Origin of the sequence: Paenibacillus sp. FSL H7-0716 (genome assembly GCF_038002705.1) — a bacterium.
Lineage (GTDB): Bacteria > Bacillota > Bacilli > Paenibacillales > Paenibacillaceae > Paenibacillus_AQ > Paenibacillus_AQ odorifer.
On record NZ_JBBODA010000013.1, the window covers coordinates 24,861 to 48,604 of the forward strand.

Sequence of the window (23,744 nt, forward strand, 5' to 3'; positions counted from 1 at the left end):
TATCTCTCCTTCAGGTTCTCTTCAACGAAGTCTTAAATCTAAATTACCCTTTCTCTATCTTAAAGAGACCCACCAAAAAAAGCCATCCCCACACAGAAGAACTGTTGGGATGACTTTTTACTATACCTCTACCTTATATTCCGGCAAGTACCTGATACCAAATTCCGCGCTTGGAATAAAGTGAGCTTCGCACCTCATCCCAGCCTCCTAAATAGTTAATATCAAAGAGGCCCGCCGGATCAGGGTAATCGCTTTTGTGCTCGGCATAGACTTGTTTATCCACGGGACGAAAGCCATATTTTGCAAAGATCTCTTGTGCCTGTGGGGTTATCAAAAAATCAACCAGTGCTTCTGATGCTATGCGTGTCCCATGCTCATCCGCATATTTCTCTACGACAGCCGCCGGATTCTCAATCAGAATTGTATTTTTAGGAATAATAACTTCGTATTTGACTCCCTGGGCAATCCGCGCCAGCAGTTCATTCTCATAGGTGACAATTACATCCCCCACTCCATACTCGAAGGCTGCCATAGAAGCGCGGCCACTCTTATCCAGAGACTCTACATTGGCATGAATGCTTTCCAAAAAAGCTTTGGCTGCTGCTGGATCCTTTGCGCCCTCCTGCTCCTCTGACAGCTTCAGACCAGCCCCATAGATCGCGTTGATATCCCATTGCGCACCACCAGAGGTCTTCGGGTTTGGATATAATACTTTAATCCCCGGCTTGGCTAAGTCCGCAAAATCGCGAATGCCTTTAGGATTTCCCTCGCGGGTACCAAGAGCTACTACTGAACGTGTCACCATGCCTTGTTCACCCTGCTCTTTCCATGTCGGCGCTACGAGTCCAGCCTTAACTAGCTTCTCGACATCACCTTCCATGGCTAGCAGCGTCACATCCGCTTCAAATCCACCTGCAATCGCTCGCGCCTGTGTCCCTGAAGCCTCATAAGACTCCTGAAAATTAATATCCTGACCCGTATCCGCCTTCCACTTGGCAGCAAATAACGGCAAAATATCCTGCATCGCATCCTTAGCCACACTGTATGCGCCAATTACCAGCGTAACATCCCCTTGCTTCGAAGGCTCTGCCATCGTCGTAGCTGCCTTCTCATTCCCGCAACCGACTGCTGTCAGCGTGAGTATGGCCAGCATTAGGGCAGCAAAACATCCGTGCAGTTGTCTGCTCCTTTTGACATTCATTGCGGCCCACATCCTTCGAGGTAATGATTTTTAATATTTCCTTGAAAGTAGCTCTATGGCTGAAACTTAAAATTCAAGTAACCCACGTTCGGTATTTGCCGTAATTACGCGGAATGTTTGGACTTTCGGCCGCTGTTGTTCCCAGATTTATTAATTTTATATCCTCAGCGGATTAAATCCGGAAACAAAGGCGGTCGCTCCGCTCCTACAGTTCCAAACTTCCACTTCATTACTTCTGACCTTCACATCAGTTCCTCTAATCCTAGCGAATCACATTCGCTACTATCCAAAAAAATTGAAAATCATTTTATTTATTTTTAAATAAAAATCGGCATTGGATCTTCTTTCAGGTTGTTCTCCTGGATCCAGCTGCGCTCATCATTAAACAGATAAGCCCGATGTACCAGTACTGAGATTTCCCGACCCGGCTGCAAGGTTTCTTTCTCCAACGAACGGTAGGTGACCAGCTTGTGGCCATTTACTTCAACCTCAACGAGCCATTCGCTGCCGCGGAAATGCAGATGTTTCACAACACCTTTTTCCGTAGCAGAAGCCATCTTGAACTCATGCAGGTTTCCCACTTCAATATATTCAGGACGAATCAGCGCTTTGGTAGGTTTGCCGTCCCCCGCACCTGTAAAGCCTTTAACCTCAGAAGCGTTCTCAATCAGCGTAGATTCGCCGATAAACGTTGCCACGAACGGTGTTTTGGGTTCCTTGTAAATATCCCACGGGGTACCCTTTTGTTCCAAGCGTCCTTGATTAATGATCATAATTTCATCCGCTACTTCAATCGCTTCATCTTGGTCATGGGTTACAAAAATAGAGGTGATACCTACACGCTCAATCAATTCACGCAACCAAGCGCGCAGCTCCTGGCGGATCTTCGCATCAATAGCGGCAAAAGGTTCATCTAAAAGCAGCAGCTGTGGTTCAGGCGCAAGCGCACGTGCAAAAGCCACACGCTGACGTTGTCCCCCTGATAGCTGATGCGGATAACGTTTCTCGAACCCTTTTAACCCTGTAAGCTCTACAAGTTCCATAACGCGATCGCGGATAGCTGTTTTGTTAGCCTTTTTAACCTTTAAGCCAAAAGCGATATTATCAAATACAGTCATATGTTTGAAGAGTGCATAGTTCTGGAAGACGAAGCCGATCCCACGTTCTTGAGGAGGAAGATTGTTCACCGTCTGACCATGAAAAATAATCTCTCCGGTATCCGGTGACTCCAGTCCCGCCAGCATACGTAGAATTGAGGTTTTCCCGCCTCCACTTGGGCCGAGCAAACCAATCAGGTGACCTTTTGTAATGGTGAAATTGACGTCCTTGACCGCATGAAAATCTCCAAAATGCTTGTTTAACCCCCGCACTTCTACATGCATATTACTGCACTTCCTTTCTTCTCTTGGTCCATTCCATCAACAGCAGCAGACCTGCGGAAAATGCAGCCAGAACTAGCGCTATTCCTCCAGCAGCCGTCACATTAAAATTCTCAACATCCTGATAGACTAAAGTTGTCGCCGTCTGAGTTTTGTTCATAATGTTCCCCGAAACTACGAGCACCGCGCCGAACTCTCCAAGTGAACGTGCCACCGTAAGAATGACACCATACACAACCGCCCAACGAATCGAAGGCCAAGTTACCTTCCAAAAAATAGTCCAGCTACGAGCGCCCAATGTCGAAGCCGCTTCCTCCTGCTGTGAACCAATCTCCTGAAGCACCGGCATCACCTCGCGCACCATTAAAGGAAAGGTAACAAATAAAGTGGCAATGATCATCCCGGGAATCGCATAAACGATCTTTAGTCCAATCCCCTCAAAAATCGCTCCCAAGGTACTATCGGGACCCAGCAACAGGACAATCATCAATCCTCCGATTACAGGGGATACCGCGTAAGGCAAATCCACAATACTGTTCAATAATCCTTTTAGACGCTTGCCGATCCAGTTCGCCCGAACAAGATACAGAGCCATCATAATACCGAACAATGTATTTAATAACGTAACTACTATCACAACAAGCCCAGTCATCATAAGCGCATGCAGCGCTTCGGGCCTAGTCAGAGCATTCCAGAAACCACCAAATCCTTCACTAAAAGCACCAATAGCCATTTTTCCTAATGGAGCAGCAATCAGCAGAAAAAACACTAAATAAGTAAGAGCAATCCATAATTTTCTCATGAGCGTCTCCCCCGCATCTGCAGCATATTAATCAGCCAAAGAATGAGAAAGGATAAGGTCAAGAGAATAACAGAAACCGCTGCGGCGGAGACCGGATTATCACTTTCAACTTCACCAAAAATAAAAACAGAAGATACAAGCGTACGGCCCGGAATATTACCTGCGACGAGTACCACTGCACCAAATTCCGCAAGTGCTCTAGAAAATGCGAGCATCCCACCACTGATCATCCCAGGCGCCATTGATGGAAGAATAACTTGCCAGAATACCCTTGCCCCCTTGGCACCCATTGTATATGCTGCTTCCTCTTCGGATGGATCCAACTCCTCCAGCAAGGGCTGAACCGCTCGAATCACGAATGGAAACGTCACGAACACCATAGCAATTACGATAGCCGGTTGATGAAAAACAATTTCAAATCCAAGTGCCTCAGCTGCTTTGCCGATAAGGCTCCCTGGTCCAAGCAGCAGTAGAATCATCAAACCTCCGACAGCTGTTGGCAGTGCAAAAGGTAAATCGACCAGACTGTTTAGCAGCGCTTTACCAGCAAATTGATAACGAATAAGGACCCAAGCAATCATAGTTCCTAACAAGACATTAATTAAAGTAGCGATAATCGCCAGCTTTAAGGTTAGCAGCACCGACTTCCAAGCAATTGGGTCGCTGACGCTTTCCACAAAATTGCCAAAACCAAGAGAAAAAGAGTTGTAATAGACCCCGAGTATGGGCAACACGATCAATACTACAAAATAGAGCAAAATTGTAGTTCGGAAACCCCAAGTCCAGCCTTTGTGTCTAAGCAGCGAATTCAATGATTTTTGCCCTCCCACCTCCGGATAACCGGTCGGTATACTAACCAAAATCCCCATTAATTATTCCTATTTATATACTTGGTTTTATATTATTACTACTTTACCAAATCCTTCTCACCGCCGTCAATTACTTTCAAGTGAATTTGGGTTAAAATATAGGTATCAAAGGTACACTAAAAATGGCACCTCACAGGAAGGGGAATGTATTATGTTGCATACTCTGGAGATCACTACTACAAAGCGGGATGAATTACGTGATATTACTAGGGAAGTCACTTCTTATGTAAAAAAAAGTGGAATTCAAGACGGATTGATTGTAGTTTATTGTCCCCATACCACTGCTGGTATTGCTATTAATGAAAATGCGGATCCTGATGTGAAGCATGATGTTCTGATGCGTTTGGATGAGGTCTACCCTTGGGAGCATCCGAAGTATCGGCATGCGGAAGGCAATACTGCCTCTCATCTTAAATCTATTACGACCGGGCCTTCCCAGACCCTGATCATCCACGAAGGTGAATTAATTCTCGGTCGTTGGCAAGGTATTTATTTCTGTGAGTTCGATGGCCCTAGACGCCGGCAATGTTTCTTAAAAATAGTAGAGGGATAATAAACATACAAATGGCCGCTTCCGTTATCGCTGCGGAGCGGCCATTTTGATAATAACTAGAGTCTAGTAATACTTTCATCAAGCAGAGAAGCAGTGTTATACCAATGCACAGCTTTAAAGTGAAGATCTATAAAAAAAACAGCATGTTAAAGGCTGCGACATAAAACCTTTATATGAGCTAACGCTGCCTCTTTCACATCGTCAAATGATACTTTATCCTGGATATAATAAGAAATGAATCCGTGTGCAGACAAGAACATTGTTAACGGCACATTCTGCCAGTCCTCAGACACATATCCCTCTTCCTTCATATGACGGCGCACAATACTTGAGAATAAATCAAAACATCGTCCCTGTTCTGCTCTACAATAAGCTAGCAATTCCTCATCGCGAATCATGAACATAATTTCATATTGATAGGGGTGATCTATTCCAAATCTAATAAATTCCATAATCAGCTGTTCTACCCTTGTCATTCCTTCTTCAGGCGGTTTATTCATTACTTGGCTGAGTAAAGCAGCCACATGATTAAAATCCTCTACAACAATAGCGTAGAACAACTCCGCCTTTTCCTTGAAATGATAATAGAGAGAGCCGTGGCTATATCCCAAATGCTGACCAATACTTCGCATTGAAATTGCCCGATACCCTTTGGTTATAAACAGATGCCTAGCGGCCTCTAGAATCCTTTCCCTCGACAACTCCTGCTCCACTGCTCTCCTTGCCATATACTAATCCCCTTCGCTGTAGTAAATCCGCCGCCCTTCTGTTATCAGGGCTTGCCCTTGGGTTAGATCTGTCATCCATGCCATAAAAGTCTCACCCTCATCATTTCGCGGCAAACATAACAGCGTTACTTTGTCGGTGAACAAAGTCTCGCCAGTCTGAATCCCTCTTCCTCGAAGTTCGTTCTCAACCTTGCCCAGCCAAGTGTACTCGATCTCTACGAATACCTCTCGTCTCAGTACACGGGTGATTACTTCTCCTGCTTCAAGCGCAAGCACTGCTCCATCCGTATAAGCTCTAATCAGCCCACCGGCACCCAGCATAATGCCTCCGAAATAACGGGTAACTACGATTGCGACATTTTTAACTCCCTGATTGCGGATTACTTCCAAAATCGGTTTGCCGGCTGTACCACTCGGCTCCCCGTCGTCCGATTGCCTCTGGATTTCGTCTCTCTCCCCAATCACATAAGCAGAACAGTTATGCGTTGCGTTCCAATGTTTCTTCTTGATGTCCTCGATAAACAACAAAGCTTCTTCTTCATTCTCCACTGGCATAACATGACCAATGAAGCGAGATTTACGGATCACAACTTCTTTTGAGCCGGAAGAGCGGACCGTTTGATATTGTTCTAACATAATTATTCCAGTCCTTATTTACATATGATGTCTTCATATAATGTCAGGAGCAGTCCCGGTATTGGATTACCTATGGACTGCTCCTGGTGACTTACATTAGTATGAATGTTCTGTGATTAATAGCCATTGTAAAACCTACTGCAATACTATTCAGTAAGTCTTGCTTCCAGCTCTGCTTTTTCTTTTTCGTAACCTGGTTTGCCAAGCAATGCGAACATGTTTTTCTTGTATGCTTCTACGCCTGGTTGGTCAAATGGGTTAACACCGAGCAAGTATCCGCTGATACCGCAGGCTTTTTCAAAGAAGTACACCAAATATCCAAAGGTGTATGGTGTTTGATCAGGAATAGTAACGATAAGGTTAGGTACTTGACCATCTGTATGTGCAAGCATTGTACCTTGGAAAGCTTTCTTATTCACGAAATCCATAGTCTTTCCTGTTAAGAAGTTCAAGCCGTCCAGATCATCCGGATCATTCTCAATCGTAACATGATGAGCTACTTGATCTACTTGGATAACCGTTTCAAAAATGTTGCGGTTACCTTCTTGGATAAATTGACCCATGGAGTGTAGATCTGTAGAGAAATCTACGGAAGAAGGATAAATTCCTTTGAAGTCCTTACCTTCACTTTCGCCAAACAATTGTTTCCACCACTCAGATACAAAGTGTAAGGAAGGTTCATAGTTGACGAGGATTTCAGTTGTTTTACCTTTACGGTATAAAGCGTTACGAACTGCAGCATATTGATAAGCTTGGTTAGTAGCTACATCTGGATTGTTGAACTCATCCGCAGCGGCAGCAGCACCTTGCATCATTTCTTCAATGTTAATGCCAGCTACAGCAATCGGCAGCAAGCCTACAGGTGTCAATACGGAGTAACGTCCGCCTACATCATCTGGAATGATGAAGGATTCATAACCTTCTTCAGTTGCCAATTTCTTAAGGGCACCTTTTTCCTTGTCTGTAGTAGCGTAAATGCGTTTACGAGCTTCTTCCTTGCCGTATTTCTTCTCCAGAGCAGCACGGAAAATGCGGAAAGCAATTGCTGGCTCAGTAGTAGTTCCTGATTTGGAGATTACGTTCACGGAGAAGTCTTTGCCTTCTACTAGATCAAGCAGATGCGTGATGTATGTAGAGCTAATGTTATTACCAGCGAAATAAACTTCTGGAGTTTTGCGTTTATCTTTAGAAAGGTTATTGTAGAAAGAATGCGATAGCGCCTCAATAGCTGCGCGTGCTCCCAGATAAGAACCTCCGATACCAATTACAATCAGTACCTCGGAATCGCTTTGGATCTTCTTAGCAGCTTGTTGAATGCGAGCAAATTCATCCTTATCATAAGCTGTCGGCAGATCGATCCATCCAAGGTAGTCAGAGCCTACACCAGTTTTGTTATGCAACTGTTCGTGTGCTAGCTTAACTGGGGCGGCAAGGTTGTCGATTTCTTGTTGGTTAAAAAACGAAAGAGCTTTTGTGTAGTCAAAATTAATCTTCTTAGACATCGGTAATGGTAACCTCCTGTTTTATCTCTTTAAATTTAAAACCGTTTGTTACAACTTTATAATTAGGATACTTTAATTTGCCTTGACTGGCAAGGTCTTAGGGCACATAGAGGGCATTAGAACCAAGTTTTCCAAAGTTCCTTGGAAGCGTTTCCTGTATCAAAAGACATAGGTGTGCTGTGGTGCTGGACAAAGTGCCGTGATAGAATAAAGAAAACGGAAGGTGGCTATATAAATGAAACAAATCGGTTTTATCGGACTCGGCACAATGGGTGCGCCTATGGCCTCCAATTTACTACTTGGCGGCTTTCAGGTTACGGTATACAACCGTACGGCAGCCAAATGTAAACCTCTTGAAGCAGAAGGTGCCCAGACTGCTCTCACGCCCCGCGAAGCGGCTGAGGGTAAGGATGTTATTATTACCATGATCAGCAATGATGATTCGGTTCGTGAAGTGTTTTATGGTCAAGATGGTATTCTTGATGCTGTGAAGCCTGGTGGGCTAATTATTGATTCCAGCACAATTTCACCAGGACTAGTTCGTGAGATTGCCGCTGCTGTAGAAGCTCGCGGTGGGCATTTTCTAGATGCGCCAGTAACTGGAAGCAAACCAGCAGCGATTGAAGGAACCTTAGTGTTCATGGTCGGCGGTAGTGCTGAGGTCATAGAACAACATCGTGATATCTTTGATACTTTGGGTAAGAAGCTGCTACATATGGGTGAGAACGGCAGCGGCGCTGTGGCTAAGCTGGCTCACAATGCTATGGTTGGTATTCATAATGTTGCCCTAGCCGAAGGATTCGCCATTGCTGTTAAATCAGGCGTACCAGCAGACAAGTTCTTGGAACTGGTACAACTTGGTTCTGCGGGCAGCAAACAAGCTGAGCTTAAAGGCCGTAAAATCATAGAAGATGATTTCAGCAATCAATTCTCCCTTGCTCTAATGCTTAAGGATTTGAAGCTTGCCTCTGCCCACAGCGATTCAACAGGCGTTCCTTCTCCTATGCTGGGCTTGGCTAAAAGCATGTTCCAAGCTGGCTTCACCCAAGGTTATGGTGAAGAAGATCTCTCTGCCGTAGTGAAATGTTACGAAGAGTGGATCGGCCAAAAGATGGGTGCAAATGTATCCAATAAATAAATTCAAGAGCTCAAAACCTTCTTCATAAGAACATTTACGACCGCCTCGCACATGCTATTGCGATGCGGTCTTTTTTTTATGGACAATCCCATTTTGAAATTAAATATACGAACGTTTGTTTGTGTATTTATAATACCAAATTAGCAGTTGTAGTGCAAGAAAATATTGGTTGCTGTGGAGTTACTCCGAACGTTGTGGCGGTGTTGGTGGGATAGTTACTAAGGAGGTCGCGAAGTACTGGTTAGTCGCAAAAGTTACTGTATTAATGATGAAATGGTTGATAGTTGCTGGTGGAGTTACTGATGAGTTGCTAAATATTCGAAAAAAGTTACTGAATGAGTGCTGAAATGTTGGGTAGGTACTTGAGAAGTTACTGGATGGTTGCAACATGGTTACCAAGTTGATTGCTTGATGACTACGGTATATCCCGTATTTTCTGGAACCTCTCCCTCGCTCGCTCCAAACCTCAAGCTCCTTTAACTAAGTAACCTCTGCGTTACACAGCTATCTCTATCGGACTCAGCTGACCTTATTCGCAGTATAATCCCACATTTGGCATGATATCGGACTCCATAGTCGCTATTGGCATAAAAAGCGTCAATTATGAGCCTATTTCCATGGAATAGTTGACTGGTGTCCGAAAACTTGCTCAAAAGACTATAAATTTGCTAATAGCGTCATCTGGGTCCGTACGCAGTGGGTTGGCGCTAACCGGTGCACAAGTTAGTAATGACACAGCGCCATCGGACTCAGCTGACCTTATTTGCAGCATAATCCCACATTTGGCATGCTATCGGACTCCATAGTCGCTATTGGCATAAAAAGCGCCAATTATGAGCCTATTTCCATAGAATAATTGCACTGGTGTCCGAAAACTTGCTCAAAAGACTATAAATTTGCTAATAGCGTCATCTGGGTCCTTAGCGGTAGGATTGGGGTTGATTCGAGGCTACATTGGTGTTGATGCAGTGTTAATGTCAGCTGTGTCCCTACGCAGTGGGTTGGTGCGGATCCGATGCTAAGCTGGTGATGACACAGCGCCTTCGGACTCAGCTGACCTTATTTGCAGCATAATCCCACATTCGGCATGCTATCGGACTCCATAGTCACTATTGGCATAAAAAGCGCCAATTATGAGGCTATTTCTATGGAATAGCTGCACTGGTGTCCGAAAACTTGCTCAAAAGACTATAAATTTGCTAATAGCGTCATCTGAGTCCGAACGCAGTGAGGATGGTGGTGTCCCAGTGCTAATTTGTTAATGATCCGATCCAGCCCTAACGTCATTTGAGTCCTTAAGCCTCCAAAGAGAATGGTGAATACATAATTGAACATCAAGCAATCACCAGCCACAACAAAAAGCAGCGATCCTCCAATAACGGGAGAACCGCTGCCTTGCTGACTTTACGATTTTTAAATCGAATCCGGGTCGTCTCACTCATAGAAAAAAGCTACTTATAGGACAGCCCTTAGAAAAGTCTGTTTTCTATAGAACCGGGTAAGAACAGCAATAATCAGTTACTTCAAATACTTCCAACGCAAATTTAGAGTTGCCAGGAACATTGAACGTTGACGCTCCCTTAATCTCCTGCCATACCTCAGTGCCGGGAAGCAGCACTTTAAGATCGCCGGACAGAATCTCCATAATTTCAGGACCATCTGTACCAAATTCATACACACCCGGCAACATGATGCCCAGTGTCACCTTAGATCCATCTTGCAAAATTACCGTACGGCTGGTTACTTGTCCGCCATAATATACATTGGCTGCTTTTTCGATCGTTGCGTTGTTAAACTGACTCATTACTTGTTCTCCCCCTAATGATTATTCAGTTAATTACAGAAGTGCTTTCACACGGCTAACTACGTTCTCTACAGTAAAGCCATATTCTTTCATAACTCTATCGCCAGGCGCGGAAGCTCCGAAAGTAGTGATGCCTAGGATATCGCCTTGGTCACCAGTGTAACGTTCCCATCCGAAGGTTTGTGCCATTTCGATAGCAAGACGGGCTTTGACTCCTGGAAGAATTACGGAATCACGATATTCTTTGTCTTGTTTTTCGAACAGATCCCAGCTTGGCAAGCTGATTACACGAACATCGATGCCTTCTTCTGCCAAAGCAGCTTGCGCTTTAACTGCCAACTGTACTTCAGAACCAGTTGCAATAAGTTGTGCTTGTGGAGTGCCATTTTTGGAATCAGAGACAACATAACCACCACGTTTGATGTTTTCACGAACGCCATCTACGGTTCCAGCAAGAATTGGCAGGTTTTGACGGGTCAGAACCAAAGCAACCGGATTCTCTTTGTTTTCCATAGCATAAGCCCATGCTGCAGAAGTTTCGTTAGCATCAGCCGGACGAATAACAGTCAGACCTGGGATGATACGCAGGGAAGCCAATTGTTCGATTGGTTCATGCGTAGGACCATCTTCACCAACTGCAATACTGTCATGTGTCAGTACATAGGTTACTGGCAATTTCATGATCGAAGCCAAACGAATTGCTGGACGCAGGTAGTCTGTGAATACGAAGAATGTTCCTCCGAATACTTTAAGACCAGTGTGCAGGGCAATACCGTTCATTGCAGCAGCCATACCAAACTCACGTACGCCGAAATAAATGTTGCGGCCATCATAAGATTCTGGTGTGAAGGATGTCAAACCATTCAAATGCGTCATAGTGGAGCTTTCCAAGTCAGCGGAACCACCCACTAGCTGAGGAACGCCAGCAGTCAGACCGTTAAGCGCACTACCGGAAGCGACACGAGTCGATACTGCTTTATCTTCAGTAGTGTAAGTTGGAAGGTTAGCATCCCAGCCTTCTGGAAGATCGCCATTGATTACTGTTTCGAATTGTGCAGCCAGCTCTGGATATGCTTTTTTGTAAGCCGCAAATTTGTCGTCCCAAGCTTTGTTAGCTGCGATTCCGTTTTTCTTCACTTCTGCAAAATGTGCACGAACTTCATCAGGCACATAGAAATCTTCTTCGTAAACCCATTTGTAGAAATCTTTGGTCAGCTTAGCTTCTTCTGCTCCAAGCGGAGAACCGTGAGTACCGCCATGGCCGCCTTTACCTTGTTTGTTAGGGCTACCATAACCAATAACTGTTTTCACTTCGATCAAAGTTGGTTTGCTAGTCTCAGCTTGCGCCTCAGCAATAGCTTTTTCAATAGCCGGAAGGTCATTTCCGTCTTCTACACGCAGAACTTGCCAACCATAAGCATCAAAACGTTGAGCTACATTTTCGGAGAAAGAAAGATTCAATTTACCATCAAGGGAAATATCATTTGAATCATACAATACAACCAATTTTCCGAGTTTCAAATGACCAGCAAGAGAAGCGGACTCAGAAGAGATCCCTTCCATAAGGTCACCATCACCACAAATAGCATAAGTATAGTGGTCAACTACGTTATGTCCTTCTTTGTTGTAGGTTGCGCCCAATTGAGCTTCGGCCATAGCCATACCAACGGCCATACCAATACCTTGTCCAAGCGGACCTGTAGTTGCATCAACACCAGCTGTGTGACCAACTTCCGGGTGACCAGGAGTCAAGCTACCCCATTGACGGAATTGTTTCAATTCTTCCATAGGAAGATCATAGCCGCTAAGGTGCAGCAAGCTGTACAGAAGCATGGAACCATGACCAGCGGACAATACAAAACGATCGCGGTTTACCCATGTTGGATGATCAGGGTTATGATTCATTGTTTTTGCAAACAGTTGGTAGCCCATTGGTGCAGAACCCATTGGCATACCTGGATGGCCGGAATTCGCTTTTTCGATAGCATCAATAGCCAACGTACGAATTGTTGTGATAGACAGGTTATCTACTGTTGAGTTTTCTTCCTTCTGGATCGCTTGTTCTTGTTCACTCATTTAATAGTTCCTCCTCTGAAATCTCAAGAATGTCATTTTGACTCTTATTGTATCACTAGTGTGGAAGCAATTCCAATTGTTTTTAAAAACTCTTTGTTTTACAGCTTATGTTTTGCAATATCTACGCATTTATATACGCAAAAGTAACTATGTCATGAGACGGGTTTTTACTTAGCCTATGGTCTAGTTTTCTATTGCGACTAAAGTTTGTTTTACAATGCTCGAATATAAAGTAAGATGGAGTTACTCAAGTAAAATTTTCATTCATTATCCAATATCTCCAAGTGGAAAGGAATTCTGAACATGACTTCGAAAAAGGATGTTTATATTGTGCTTACCGGTACAGGTACAGCCTTCAGTGGTTTCATTAAGTGGTTTACAAAAGCTGATCTGAACCATGCTTCGATCGCCTTTGATAGTGAACTACGTGAGGTGTACAGCTTCGGAAGAAAAAAAATGCACAATCCATTCGTCGCGGGTCTGATTCAAGAAAATTTCATTCACCCTTTCTATAGCAGCGCAAATTGCTCTATTTATCAGTTACGTGTTAGTGCCGCGGAATACGATGCTATGTACAATCATGTCCAAGGGATGATGAAAAATCAGGAACGTTATAAATACCATCTTTTAGGCCTGATCGGCGTACTTCTAAATGTTAAAATAGATCGAGAGAACGCTTATTTCTGCTCTCATTTTGTTGCTTCCTTATTTGAAAATACCGCAGTTCAGCCTGTGAATAAGCCTTCCTGCTTTGTTACCCCGGAGGATTTCGCTCTTTCACTCTGTTCCCATAAAATATTCAGCGGCAAGTTATCCTATTATGTGCGTAGAGCTCAAAGAGCCTCTACACGTTCGACGAATATACCTTTACATACACCTTCCGTTGCGACAAGAATGATGAGAATGAATGAAGAACGGACTGAAGGAGTTATATAAGTTGTTGCTCGTAAAAAAAGGGCTATGCGGATCGTATTTCCGCGTAGCCCTTTTTAAATGGAATAAGGATACAGCCGTAAAAATCTCATTACTTCACACGATGGTTCCGAAAATATTCAGACCAATCGCCAGCAATCACAACAGTAACTGTATCTATTTTGGTATTGTACTCATTCTTAGCTGTGAAGGTAAAGGTCACTGGACCATCGGGAAGTTTCACAAATGCCGGATCATATAATTCGCCTGTCCACAAGGTTTTGTCACTGTTCGTTGGAATTAGTTGCGTAGAATAACCTCCCGTCATTGCCACCTCAACAGTATCGGGCAAGCCGGTTGCTGTCCCTTCCAAAATAAACCGTTCGCCCGCCCAAAACACATTGTAGCCTCTTGGACTCTCCTCATTACCGCTCTTGTTCAAATTGTAGCCTTTACGGTTGTTATTCCATTCCTCTGTGTGCTGGACCCCACCTTTAATACTCAGCAGATTAACCATAAAATATTTACGCGCTGAGATATTACTCCAGTTATAACCATCAAAAGCTTCCACTTCCACGGCATATTTTTCGTTCTCAACCAATATTCCCGCGGGCACTTGCCACTGTTTGACACTTGAGTTTTGTTCGCCAGACTCAGCCTTAACTCCCCCTGTCGCCAAGTTGATAATTTGTACCTTATACCGCTGTTGTTCATCTCCATCCTTATCTTGATAATCCCACTTGATGATTGGTGTAAGCGTACTTGCGATCATAGGCTTACTTGAGTCAGTACTTGTTGGGTACGTTATCGTTACGGTCGGTTTACGGTTGGCTACAGTGATACTCAGAGATAGCTCTCGATACAGTCCTAGAGAATCCGTAACGGTTTGTTTAAAGGTAAAGACGCCATTTGAGGTGAATTTCTTCGTAAATTCAGCTTGAGTACTAGCCAATCCTTCCGTCCCGTTAGATGATTTCAAATCATACTTATGGCTGATCGTATCTCCTTTTGGAAGGTCTAGATCCGTCGCTTTGCTCTTGATATTTAGAAGATCCGTGCGATAAATTGGCTCTTTGGCAGCATCTCTACCTGTATCCGTGATTACTGTGAATCCAGGCTGCGGCGGATTGTCGATGATAAACGTTTTTTCGTTAGATATTTCTGACCAGGATAACTTGGAATAAGCCCGACCATATACAGTGAAGTATTCAAATCGATTGAATGTATGGTTAGGGAGTTGATACTGCCGCAGCTGACCTGTGGTGTCAAGGTTCTCAACTGTCTTAACTAACAGTCCGTCTTTTGAAAAAAATTCTAAACGGTACTTCTCCTGCGGATCACTCTCTGGGTCTGTATAATTCCATTTTATTAATGGATCTCCTTGTATTTCGGCATCTATTACGGATGGATTGGTTACGGTTCCCACCGGGGTTATCAATGTCATTGAGGGCGCTAGATTTTTAGTAACATTCACCTTCAACGTAGCTATATTAGACTTATCACCGATCTGATCGATAACCCAGTGTTCCAATGTATAGATACCGGACTCAGGAAAATTAACATCAATATTAGGAGTTCGAAACCATTGCGTAATGCCATCACTATCTGTTACTTTCCAGAAGTATTGCAGACTAGCGAGATCTGAGGGATCTCCATCCTCATCAAAAGATGTATATTGTCGGGTATCATATTGGAATACTGCCGATGGGCGACTAATAGCAGCTGTTGGAACATGATTTTTAACAGTAAATACACGTGTTGCATTGGAACTTAAAGCTCCAATACTCGAGGGATTAGGTACGTCTGTTGCCTTAAGGCGCATTTCCCATCCTTCTGATATAGCCTGCTGCGGTGAAATTCCGTTTCCAGCAATAAGATCTCGTATCGTCAAAGATTGGTTGCGGTTACTGCCAGCATAATAATAAGGACTATTGCTGAGTTTGGTGTACCATAAATAAGCAAGCGAATCTCCATCTTCATCAGGATCTGGTGTTAGATTATCCATTGTAATTACAGTATCTCGATATACTTCAGCTGGCATGTTAAATGCTGCTGCGGGTGGGTGATTAATCACTTGGACATTTTGGCGATACCAATCTGACCATAAACCTCGGTTGTCATGCACTTGTAAACTAATTTGATAATTACCGATCCCAAAAGCTGCGATATTAGGTGGCGTTGTAGCTCCACCCCAATGCTCCCAAACTTTGTTCCAACCGTCTTTGATAACCGTCCAGTAATACACATCTAATGGATCATTATCCGGATCAAACGATTTGTCTGTTATGGTAGTAGCTTTACGATAGGAAACAATATTAGGATCAACACTAAATAACGCTACGGGAGGTAGATTACCTGCAGCCCCCACCGTCCTTACACACCAGTCGCTCCAGACCCCTAACCCTTTTTCGCCATCGACATCACGTACTCTAAGGCGTATGTCATATTGTCCAGAACTCGGTAATTGAGCTGGCGGTTGACCATCTGTCCATATTTCAGAATCAGTTTTTTTATACTGCCATTGCCAAGCTATAAGTCCCTTATTAACAGCCGTGATGTGGTCCAAATCGTAGGAACTATCTGTTAGCAGAAGAGATCCCCACGCCAGTTTGGCAGCAAACAATGCAATGGGCTTCCGATGAACATGATAGGTCATTGAAGATAAATTATCTCGGCTCCATAAACGATAGACATCGAATCTGTCATCGTTTTTAGGATTATCTCGTGCTTGAAAGGTTGCGTTATAGAGTCCGCTATATGGAAAGGAGGTATACCTTTCTGAACGCCATAACCCACTATCCGAAATGATACCCATCGAATTATCGAAGAAATACGGGTTATGATCGTATCTATAGCGTTCTTGATATTTAGAATCTCCTTCATAGTCCTTGTATATGGTTGATACGTCTATAGGAGTGTTAATCAATATATAGGATTTATTCCTAAGCCTATAGGATACATTAACGACCAACGATTTCTCATCCTTATAATTATAGGGATCCACAACCTTGATAATGATATTGTGGCGTCCGGGAGGAATTCCGTCTGCCAAAACATCTATTGGGATGGAAAACCATTTATTATTTAGTGCCTGTTGGACATTGACTTGTTTATAGAACACATTAGGGATTTCAGCACTAACGACTAGATCATTATTGTCTACATCTCGAACATATCCCTCAAGGTTCATACCACTGAATCCTGGCTCATTTAGTAGCTGCTGCTCACTTGGTGTAGTCACTGTAAGAGTAGGTGCCGAATTTATTACTAGAGGTATGTTCTCCCAATCATAATATACGTTGTTATGCCAACCATTCATCCATTCGTTAGGTTGGTGTTGCGCATCACTTGCTCTTAGCGCGACTCTAAGGGCTTTTGGAATGCCATACTTCGCTGGATAAGCATAACTTTCATAAAAAGCGGTTGTATTTCTGTCAAGGTTAAACTGAAGACTATCCGAACTTTTCACAGGTGGCATTTCTTCAATTCTCCATGAGGCATCAGTAGCATAATCAGTATTACCACTTCCATCTGTCCTGTACATATAACTGTAAATATTAAGAAATCTAGTACGCTGCGTATCATAGTACCAATTAATATAACCTGATGTTAAAACTACAGGTGCATCAGGTACATAATCGTAGCGCAGTATTCTTGTTGTTAGATCAAAAGTAATATTGGTTAGGGTCATAGCAGGCATATTCAAACTTAAAGATCCTATATTCCCCATAGCCGGCTCCCAAGGAGTTGTTTTATTAAATCCTTCAAGACGGATATCCATAAAATTGATGATATTTGGGTCACCTGTCGCCTCTACCTTTGCACTCCCCGAATAAAATTCAGGGAATGAAAGAAGTAGTAATACAAGGGCCATAAACGTTGAAATTGTTTTTTTAAATTTCTGCATCTCTATTCCTCTCTACCATGACCAATCGACATCAGGTGCCTGATTTTTAACCGTGAAGATCCGTTCGATCACATTTTGTGTAGCTTCTGAATCAATGGATTGCCGATCAGCCTGCGTCACAAACTCCTCGATGGTCGGCTGGCCAAACTCTTCAAATACAGTTAGTCTTACTTCGTATTTTCCGACTTCCTTTACCTTGAGATTCAAACGATCTAAATTCTCATTATTAAAAACAACCCATGGTTCATCCGTAAAATTTCCGTTGTTATCAGAATCGTAGCGGTACTCCCAAAGCCTTCGAGCCACAATATCTTGGTCTGGTGAGTACGACATATCATCTATTGATAGGGTCGCTTGATTACCATCTGAAGGATTGCGATACGCTGTTCCAGCCATCGTAAAATACGCAAAAGGTTTCTGGTCTGGTGCTATATCAAAAGTTGCTTCGTTACTCGCAGTTAGCCCTAATGTATTCACCACATAAATGGTTGCTTTATATTTCCCAGGCTTCTTGAATAGCACATCTTTACTATATACCCCGTTCAGCGATCCGCTATATTTAATATCAGAATTCGTTCCACCTGATACGGCTGTGATGCTGATTTTAGTCTTAGCATCCACTAACGGATAGTGGGTCGGGCTACTAACATAACTTTGTATGATAACCTTTCGATTTTGCTTTAATGTACCATCTACCCTGATAGATGCATCTGGTTTTGGTTCGATGACGTTGATCTCAGTGCTAGTACTTCCAGTCATTTTGTCATCGTCCATCACAGTCAAAGCAAGGGTTTGTTCCCCCAAATGGTCTTTATCATACCAAAGCGTTCCCCTTGGCAAAGTGCTCAATTCTCCCTTAGCATTAGGCGTATCCCAAAAGTAATCCGTAATATAACCATCGGGGTCATACGATCCTGCTGCACTGGCTACAAACTCTTGTCCTGCTTTTACAGTTTTCGGTGCATTTATAAGGGCTACTGGAGGTTTTAACTCTCTCGGTAGTTCTGGCGGTGATGTAGGACCTGGAAACCCTCCTCCCGGAGGACCTGAGGTTGTATACGCTCCTGCTTTGACTGTAAAAGATTCTTTTAACGAATCGAACTTACTTCTTTTGGTCACGACTTCATTCTTAAATCTCACTACTATACTTAGTTCGTACTCTTGACTGTAGTTACTTTTAACTGCCACTTTCTCCTTCGGAATTTCAAACCTGAAAGTTTCGTTTGCCGTTAGAGTTTTGGTATACACCTTTTTTGTCTGGAGTGAGCCTTCATTACCTTTCTCTTTGGCATAAAAAATCCATTCTGAAATGTTCGAAGTATCTTTATAGGATACGAGTTCGCCCTTCAAAGCAATTTTAACTGGCACATTCTTATTATCAAACTTAATTGGGTTTGGATTAGGTTGTTCTAGAATTGCAGAACCTGTAAGAGTAGCTTCATCTGGGAGACCATATTCAAAGCTGACTGTTCCCCCGTAGCTGTAGGTGGTGACTTTAGCGTCTGCGGTGTAATAATAGGATGCGAATGCTTTATATCTTCGTCCCTCTGCTTTTCCAGTTAAATCCGTATTATCTTCAGGATCCCAAGGTACTCCTGCAGGAATCGTATAGTTCAAAATAATTCTTCCATTTTTAAACTTTGGATCTTGAGCATAAGAAGATTTCTTAACTACTTGAGGTTTTATAGTAGACTCAATGATATTTTGAGAATCGATAACCTCAGTTTTAGATCCGTTATACCATTTTAGGTAATCTTTATCTTGATAAGGTCCTGCAGTTACTACCGTTATTGGTGGATTCTTAGAAGGATAACTATCAGTTGCAACTTTATCATCTGTCACCAAACTATCTCTTTTTTCATCATACTGATTTATTTGCCATCTTCTTCCGTCAGAGTATAACCATATTGAATTATAAATATCGGTCCTATATAGCAACTCAAAGGATGCTCTATAACCCTGAACCTCTTTTATATATTTTTGATTTGCAACTCCTTGTAATGTCACTTTAATTTTCCCGTTCTCAAGAGAGAGGCTAGTTTTTTCGTTAGATCCACTATATTTTAAAGTACCTGTCTTAACTGAAGAACTAGATACTCCACTAGGAAGTTCCAAATAGAAGTCTTTAGCAGCATTGTTTGATCCTTGTAAACCTGTAGTAATTGGGACACCAACCGAGGTCAATTTCGTCTCGGCTGCTTTTACTGAAATAGCTGTCATAAGCTGAATGAGCAATAAAAAACATAGACATGAGATGATTATTTTTTTCATTTATACTTACTCCGTAGAATTAACTATAAATTTTTCGTCGAATCCGCCATCATGGAACAAGCGGATGGCAAAATAGTTGAAATCCTGATCATATAAATATGCTTGATAAGTAGTTAATTGCTCACTTGGCTTAAGAGTGTAATAATAAAACGCTTCTTTATTATTTAATTTTTCCACATTTACTTTTGGCCAAATTTGGTCTAATTGTCCCTTACCTTGTAAACTTAAAATCCATTTTTCTTTTTGATCATTTAAGGATCTTTTAACAATTTTATTGCTGTTATTCTTAATCGTAATCTTAGTCCAGATTAAATATTTAGGTTTGCTAACCATTACTCCAAAAGAATCATAATCATATTTCTTCACTAGATTTTGTGCATCTTTTGACTTGAAATCATAAATCATAAACTTCTCCAGCGTATAACTAAGCCCACCCGCCGTAACCGTAACCGGCAACTCCAAATCCTTTTTCAAACCATATTTACTTAAGTTATCCCTCATAATAGGTACTGGTGTAGCAGCAGGTTTTACTGTAGCTGTTGATGTAGCTGTAACTACTGGTGTAACCGCTGCTGCGTTAGTAATCACGTTCTGCCCCAATACCATGCTAAATAACATTGTCGTAGTCAAAACTGCCCTTACAATGGTCTTCTTCATCACTGAATCTCTCCCTTTTCTTTAATTGGATTTTCACTACTTATTGATCTTATACTCTTGAACTGCTGGCACCCTGATGGGCTGTTGTGTTTTGGATCGGGAGATCAGAACCGGGTGCTCCGTCTCAATGACGGCAATAACCGAAGGACCTGCGATGTATTTGGTTATGCCATATTCGCTATCCTCGTATAAAAGTGGAAACGTCACGCCATCGGAATCATCAATAATATCGAACTTTACAATCTTTACTTGTGTCTTAAAACGGCTGCCCGCTTGGGGGGAAAGGCCGCTATCAAGGCCTAGATTGTTCTGTAGGGTTTGCTGAAAAGTATCGTACGCATCTGTAGGATCTATAATCAGACGACCACGAGTCAATTCGGTCTCATCTAATTCCTGTGCGGCATCGTGAACAGCGATATTATTTGCGTCTTTTAACATGCTGCGCAGCTGGTCCCACTCCTGATTCTGGATCTGAAAGAACCAGGAGTAGATAAAGATCAGTAGCACAAATGCCAGCTTAATAATGTAATCCATAAATTACGCTCATCCCTTAGTCAATCGAGATACTCACTCATAATTGATCCGTGCCCATAATATCGAGTCGGCTGCGAAACCGTAGAAAAATTATAAGGAAACAGTTTTATCCGCGGCGCGGTTACATACACATCCATTCGTTGCTTTCGCTCTTGAACGGTTTCTGTACTACTCGTAATTTCTATCGAAGCTTCAGAAAATCCAATCGCCTTCAGATTTGAAATCACTTCATTCCGCATAGAAGCTGTAACCATCCCCTCTGTTGCTGCTTTTTGTGTGATATAGGACGTATTAGCTTTGACCTGTAAATCTAGCAGATAATCTATGTAGGAGAAGATAGGCTGCAGGATAATAAACAGGACTAGCCACATGAACAATGCCCGGAGGACGGTCTCCTTCATTAGACACGCCTCCTTCTAATACTGTTCCACTTGCTTAGTATGTGAGATGATGTCGTCCTGACTGCTGCCGATCATATGCGTAGCTACCGTGACAAACATCCCCGCAATTACAAAGCCAATAGCCAAAAACATAGCGACGGAAATAGAGTCTTTTTTCATCAGACTTATACCGAAACGTGAGTCATGGACATAGTTAGTGCAGTCTGGCTGGAATCCAGCGGTTGAGTTAGAGATACCCCCGGGATCGTCGGTCTATTATCATCGGCAGCATTAATCACGTCACGCACCAGAGGAATCAAAATGGCAATTACGATGGCCACACACAAAAAACCGATAGCGATAAATAAACCTGTAGAAATAGCGTCTTTTTTCATTGTTAATTTCTCCCTTTTTATTTTAGGTTTTAAAAATAAGGTTGAATATACAATTTTTCACTGGAACATGCCGACTCCATTAAAATTTCCTTTGATTAGCAAAATGTACTGCATCGCCATGGCAACGATCATCAAAAAAGTAGCAATCGATGGAATAACATTAATAATCGTCGATAGTTCACCGATGAAAGACCATTTTTTAAAATACTGATCGCTGGAGATTTTGGAGATAATCTTGCCTTGTTCACGTAAATAGTTTGCAGCTTCCGTGTCATCATCCATGCCTTCTGTAGCCAGTAAAATGGACCGGATGTCATTAATAAAATGATGGTTATCCGGAAATTTGGCACAAAACCATTCAATCGCCCCCTCCACTCCCTCATCTACTGCCCGTTCTGACAGCTCATACAAGTCCTGACGTATATATTGAAAATGTCCCGCTGTACTCCCACAAAAAGCACCAAACTGCACATATCCGCGCTTACGTAGGCGATTATTCTCATAGAGACGAATGAAGGAGATCAACTCGCCATCTTTTTGAATATTCGTCTTTTGGTGAAGCCACGCCAACACCCAACCAAGCGGAAGATAACGCATCGGACTGCTGATTACGAGAATAAGTAGAGCAATTAGAGGGTCATAGAATGAAAATGGAACAGATCGAATGAAATCGCTGACGACTTGGCTAAATAAATAGATGATTGCCGCTGAATAACGAAATAGCGTAACTTTTCGAGCCGAAATTGATAAACCGCATTCATTCAACAATTGCTGAAATCTATCACTCTGCACGTGTTCACCCAGCGAATTCCACCGGATGCCCAGTCGGACAAGATATCGTTCCTGCTTACTGCTGCTGCTCACAAACACAAGTAATGCGATATACACGATCCCGATCACTGTAATTAGTAGTAATAATCTATCCATAGTTCATCACCTTAGTGGTAGTCCAGTTTGGGCCTGGCAAGAATAGTACTGATCACAAAAGAGATAAAAAGACCGGAGACGATCACCATCAAAAAGGAAAGGCCTACCGTAGTTTCGAACTGCAGTTGAAAATAGACATCGGGCTTCAGCATATACATAAAGGTTCCAACTGTAGATACCAGCACCAAAAGATTCCCATATAAGCCAAGGCTGATCGCATCTCTGCTTCCTGCTTTTACAGTTAAAATCGTCTCTCTCTGCTGCTCCATAGAACGATTCAACAGCATTAGCGAGCTTTTTAAATAACGGGTTCCCTCCTTCTCGGCATAGAGCAAATCTGATATAAACTCTAAAGCGAAGGTGGTGCCAATCGCACTGGAGAATCTCCCTGCCTCCTCAACAAGCTCCTTCTCATTACTATAATTAGAAAATGCGGCACCAAGCAGCTTCAGAGGATTCTTTAGTACATTTTTATCTGTTAGAAAATCCGCTGTACGATCAAGAATCGAATCTACCGACAAATGAGTGAATTTGGTGGAGATTTTGACTACATCGAGGAGATCGTAGCTTCCATGTACCTTCCGCTGTACATAGATGTATCTCATACGAAAATAAGGAATCGTCGCAGATATTGCAGCTATAAAAAGCGGAAATCTCCACGCCCCCTGAATCGGCTGTCCTTCATTAAAAGTAATCCCCTCCAAAAAGGGATTGTTAAAACTCAACCTTCCAGGGAGCTCACTAAGTGTCAGTAGTCCTGATAAGAAAACCGCAATAAATAAAATAGCTGTATGCATAACAAAACGCATTACGCTAATGCCCGGCTCATACTTTCGGTGTACGAAATAGAGAAGCTTGTCCAGATGGCGGTAGAGCCACAGCCTTTTTTTTACCGAACTAACTCTTTTGCCAAAAATACTCATCTTATGTTTAATTCGAAAATCGACTTTCTGGACTACCTGCCGTAAATGCCTTTCGATGAGCAGTTTGGTGAGTAACCACAGTCCCCACACAACCCATAAATGAAGGACAAAACGAAAAATATACAATAGTAAATCCATAGCAGCACCTCC

Annotated in this window: 21 protein-coding genes; 3 read left to right on the forward strand and 18 right to left on the reverse strand. The window is 42.7% G+C overall.

Going from position 1 to position 23,744, the window contains the following annotated elements; genetic code table 11:
- Positions 1-133 precede the first annotated feature (133 nt).
- The 4 genes from MHH60_RS17330 to cysT form a co-directional block, all read right to left on the reverse strand.
- The gene (locus tag MHH60_RS17330) at positions 134-1,201 is read right to left on the reverse strand and encodes a sulfate ABC transporter substrate-binding protein (RefSeq protein WP_076137545.1); all 1,068 of its coding nucleotides are present in this window, start codon (positions 1,199-1,201) and stop codon (positions 134-136) included.
- 317 nt (positions 1,202-1,518) lie between these two features.
- On the reverse strand, positions 1,519-2,583 hold the full coding sequence (locus MHH60_RS17335; protein WP_076137547.1) for a sulfate/molybdate ABC transporter ATP-binding protein: 1,065 nt from the start codon (positions 2,581-2,583) through the stop codon (positions 1,519-1,521).
- 1 nt (position 2,584) lies between these two features.
- Positions 2,585-3,382: a sulfate ABC transporter permease subunit gene (locus tag MHH60_RS17340; protein WP_076104839.1), complete on the reverse strand. Its 798-nt coding sequence runs from the start codon at positions 3,380-3,382 to the stop codon at positions 2,585-2,587.
- A complete protein-coding gene (cysT, locus tag MHH60_RS17345; protein ID WP_038569140.1) occupies positions 3,379-4,194 on the reverse strand; it encodes a sulfate ABC transporter permease subunit CysT in 816 nt (271 codons plus the stop codon). Before cysT ends, MHH60_RS17340 begins: the two co-directional genes overlap by 4 nt.
- Positions 4,195-4,402: 208 nt before the next feature.
- Here cysT and MHH60_RS17350 point away from each other — a divergent pair, with 208 nt between their 5' ends.
- Positions 4,403-4,804, forward strand: a complete 402-nt coding sequence (locus MHH60_RS17350; protein WP_076137549.1) for a secondary thiamine-phosphate synthase enzyme YjbQ — start codon at positions 4,403-4,405, stop codon at positions 4,802-4,804.
- 146 nt (positions 4,805-4,950) lie between these two features.
- Here the strand turns inward: MHH60_RS17350 and MHH60_RS17355 are convergent, their stop codons facing one another.
- The 3 genes from MHH60_RS17355 to MHH60_RS17365 all read right to left on the reverse strand — a co-directional run bounded on the left by MHH60_RS17355 (position 4,951) and on the right by MHH60_RS17365 (position 7,670).
- Positions 4,951-5,532 carry a TetR/AcrR family transcriptional regulator gene (locus MHH60_RS17355; RefSeq protein WP_036681739.1) on the reverse strand — a complete coding sequence of 194 codons (582 nt, stop codon included), beginning with the start codon at positions 5,530-5,532 and terminating at the stop codon, positions 4,951-4,953.
- Positions 5,533-5,535: 3 nt separating this feature from the next.
- Positions 5,536-6,168, reverse strand: a complete 633-nt coding sequence (locus MHH60_RS17360; RefSeq protein ID WP_076137551.1) for a YigZ family protein — start codon at positions 6,166-6,168, stop codon at positions 5,536-5,538.
- 146 nt (positions 6,169-6,314) lie between these two features.
- Positions 6,315-7,670: a glucose-6-phosphate isomerase gene (locus tag MHH60_RS17365; RefSeq protein WP_076137553.1), complete on the reverse strand. Its 1,356-nt coding sequence runs from the start codon at positions 7,668-7,670 to the stop codon at positions 6,315-6,317.
- 235 nt (positions 7,671-7,905) lie between these two features.
- Between MHH60_RS17365 and MHH60_RS17370 the strand changes: the two genes are divergently transcribed.
- Entirely contained in the window at positions 7,906-8,808 is a 903-nt protein-coding gene (locus MHH60_RS17370) for an NAD(P)-dependent oxidoreductase (protein ID WP_076137555.1), read from the forward strand.
- A 1,486-nt stretch (positions 8,809-10,294) separates the two neighbouring features.
- On the opposite strand, the gene ppnP is transcribed toward MHH60_RS17370, so the two are convergent.
- Positions 10,295-10,612, reverse strand: coding sequence for a pyrimidine/purine nucleoside phosphorylase (gene ppnP / locus MHH60_RS17375; RefSeq protein WP_036681729.1), 318 nt, complete (start codon positions 10,610-10,612; stop codon positions 10,295-10,297).
- Positions 10,613-10,645: 33 nt separating this feature from the next.
- Positions 10,646-12,688: a transketolase gene (gene tkt, locus MHH60_RS17380; protein WP_036681727.1), complete on the reverse strand. Its 2,043-nt coding sequence runs from the start codon at positions 12,686-12,688 to the stop codon at positions 10,646-10,648.
- Positions 12,689-12,991: 303 nt separating this feature from the next.
- Here tkt and MHH60_RS17385 point away from each other — a divergent pair, with 303 nt between their 5' ends.
- Complete coding sequence (locus MHH60_RS17385; RefSeq protein WP_076137557.1) at positions 12,992-13,624, forward strand: hypothetical protein; 633 nt, start codon at positions 12,992-12,994, stop codon at positions 13,622-13,624.
- Positions 13,625-13,712: 88 nt separating this feature from the next.
- On the opposite strand, the gene MHH60_RS17390 is transcribed toward MHH60_RS17385, so the two are convergent.
- From MHH60_RS17390 to MHH60_RS17430, 9 genes are read right to left on the reverse strand one after another with little or no spacing between them, the layout of a single operon-like run.
- A complete protein-coding gene (locus tag MHH60_RS17390) occupies positions 13,713-17,507 on the reverse strand; it encodes a hypothetical protein (protein ID WP_076137559.1) in 3,795 nt (1,264 codons plus the stop codon).
- Positions 17,508-17,519: 12 nt separating this feature from the next.
- A complete protein-coding gene (locus tag MHH60_RS17395; RefSeq protein ID WP_076137561.1) occupies positions 17,520-19,778 on the reverse strand; it encodes a PKD domain-containing protein in 2,259 nt (752 codons plus the stop codon).
- Positions 19,779-19,784: 6 nt separating this feature from the next.
- Positions 19,785-20,435: a hypothetical protein gene (locus MHH60_RS17400; protein ID WP_076137563.1), complete on the reverse strand. Its 651-nt coding sequence runs from the start codon at positions 20,433-20,435 to the stop codon at positions 19,785-19,787.
- 36 nt (positions 20,436-20,471) lie between these two features.
- Positions 20,472-20,969 carry a hypothetical protein gene (locus MHH60_RS17405; RefSeq protein ID WP_076137565.1) on the reverse strand — a complete coding sequence of 166 codons (498 nt, stop codon included), beginning with the start codon at positions 20,967-20,969 and terminating at the stop codon, positions 20,472-20,474.
- Between the two features lie 20 nt (positions 20,970-20,989).
- Positions 20,990-21,370 carry a hypothetical protein gene (locus MHH60_RS17410; protein WP_076137567.1) on the reverse strand — a complete coding sequence of 127 codons (381 nt, stop codon included), beginning with the start codon at positions 21,368-21,370 and terminating at the stop codon, positions 20,990-20,992.
- Between the two features lie 15 nt (positions 21,371-21,385).
- On the reverse strand, positions 21,386-21,529 hold the full coding sequence (locus MHH60_RS17415; RefSeq protein ID WP_162636675.1) for a hypothetical protein: 144 nt from the start codon (positions 21,527-21,529) through the stop codon (positions 21,386-21,388).
- A gap of 5 nt (positions 21,530-21,534) precedes the next feature.
- On the reverse strand, positions 21,535-21,744 hold the full coding sequence (locus MHH60_RS17420) for a hypothetical protein (RefSeq protein WP_076137569.1): 210 nt from the start codon (positions 21,742-21,744) through the stop codon (positions 21,535-21,537).
- Positions 21,745-21,801: 57 nt separating this feature from the next.
- Complete coding sequence (locus tag MHH60_RS17425; RefSeq protein WP_076137571.1) at positions 21,802-22,671, reverse strand: hypothetical protein; 870 nt, start codon at positions 22,669-22,671, stop codon at positions 21,802-21,804.
- 11 nt (positions 22,672-22,682) lie between these two features.
- Positions 22,683-23,732: a hypothetical protein gene (locus tag MHH60_RS17430; protein WP_076137573.1), complete on the reverse strand. Its 1,050-nt coding sequence runs from the start codon at positions 23,730-23,732 to the stop codon at positions 22,683-22,685.
- Positions 23,733-23,744 lie beyond the last annotated feature (12 nt).

Excerpts from the sequence above, each read along its gene's own strand:
- MHH60_RS17330 (WP_076137545.1), bottom strand. The coding sequence starts at position 1,201 with ATGAATGTCAAAAGGAGCAGACAACTGCACGGATGTTTTGCTGCCCTA.
- MHH60_RS17335 (WP_076137547.1), bottom strand. The coding sequence starts at position 2,583 with ATGCATGTAGAAGTGCGGGGGTTAAACAAGCATTTTGGAGATTTTCAT.
- MHH60_RS17340 (WP_076104839.1), bottom strand. The coding sequence starts at position 3,382 with ATGAGAAAATTATGGATTGCTCTTACTTATTTAGTGTTTTTTCTGCTG.
- MHH60_RS17350 (WP_076137549.1), top strand. The coding sequence starts at position 4,403 with ATGTTGCATACTCTGGAGATCACTACTACAAAGCGGGATGAATTACGT.
- MHH60_RS17355 (WP_036681739.1), bottom strand. The coding sequence starts at position 5,532 with ATGGCAAGGAGAGCAGTGGAGCAGGAGTTGTCGAGGGAAAGGATTCTA.
- MHH60_RS17360 (WP_076137551.1), bottom strand. The coding sequence starts at position 6,168 with ATGTTAGAACAATATCAAACGGTCCGCTCTTCCGGCTCAAAAGAAGTT.
- MHH60_RS17365 (WP_076137553.1), bottom strand. The coding sequence starts at position 7,670 with ATGTCTAAGAAGATTAATTTTGACTACACAAAAGCTCTTTCGTTTTTT.
- MHH60_RS17370 (WP_076137555.1), top strand. The coding sequence starts at position 7,906 with ATGAAACAAATCGGTTTTATCGGACTCGGCACAATGGGTGCGCCTATG.
- ppnP (WP_036681729.1), bottom strand. The coding sequence starts at position 10,612 with ATGAGTCAGTTTAACAACGCAACGATCGAAAAAGCAGCCAATGTATAT.
- tkt (WP_036681727.1), bottom strand. The coding sequence starts at position 12,688 with ATGAGTGAACAAGAACAAGCGATCCAGAAGGAAGAAAACTCAACAGTA.
- MHH60_RS17385 (WP_076137557.1), top strand. The coding sequence starts at position 12,992 with ATGACTTCGAAAAAGGATGTTTATATTGTGCTTACCGGTACAGGTACA.
- MHH60_RS17390 (WP_076137559.1), bottom strand. The coding sequence starts at position 17,507 with ATGCAGAAATTTAAAAAAACAATTTCAACGTTTATGGCCCTTGTATTA.
- MHH60_RS17395 (WP_076137561.1), bottom strand. The coding sequence starts at position 19,778 with ATGAAAAAAATAATCATCTCATGTCTATGTTTTTTATTGCTCATTCAG.
- MHH60_RS17400 (WP_076137563.1), bottom strand. The coding sequence starts at position 20,435 with ATGAAGAAGACCATTGTAAGGGCAGTTTTGACTACGACAATGTTATTT.
- MHH60_RS17405 (WP_076137565.1), bottom strand. The coding sequence starts at position 20,969 with ATGGATTACATTATTAAGCTGGCATTTGTGCTACTGATCTTTATCTAC.
- MHH60_RS17410 (WP_076137567.1), bottom strand. The coding sequence starts at position 21,370 with ATGAAGGAGACCGTCCTCCGGGCATTGTTCATGTGGCTAGTCCTGTTT.
- MHH60_RS17415 (WP_162636675.1), bottom strand. The coding sequence starts at position 21,529 with ATGAAAAAAGACTCTATTTCCGTCGCTATGTTTTTGGCTATTGGCTTT.
- MHH60_RS17420 (WP_076137569.1), bottom strand. The coding sequence starts at position 21,744 with ATGAAAAAAGACGCTATTTCTACAGGTTTATTTATCGCTATCGGTTTT.
- MHH60_RS17425 (WP_076137571.1), bottom strand. The coding sequence starts at position 22,671 with ATGGATAGATTATTACTACTAATTACAGTGATCGGGATCGTGTATATC.
- MHH60_RS17430 (WP_076137573.1), bottom strand. The coding sequence starts at position 23,732 with ATGGATTTACTATTGTATATTTTTCGTTTTGTCCTTCATTTATGGGTT.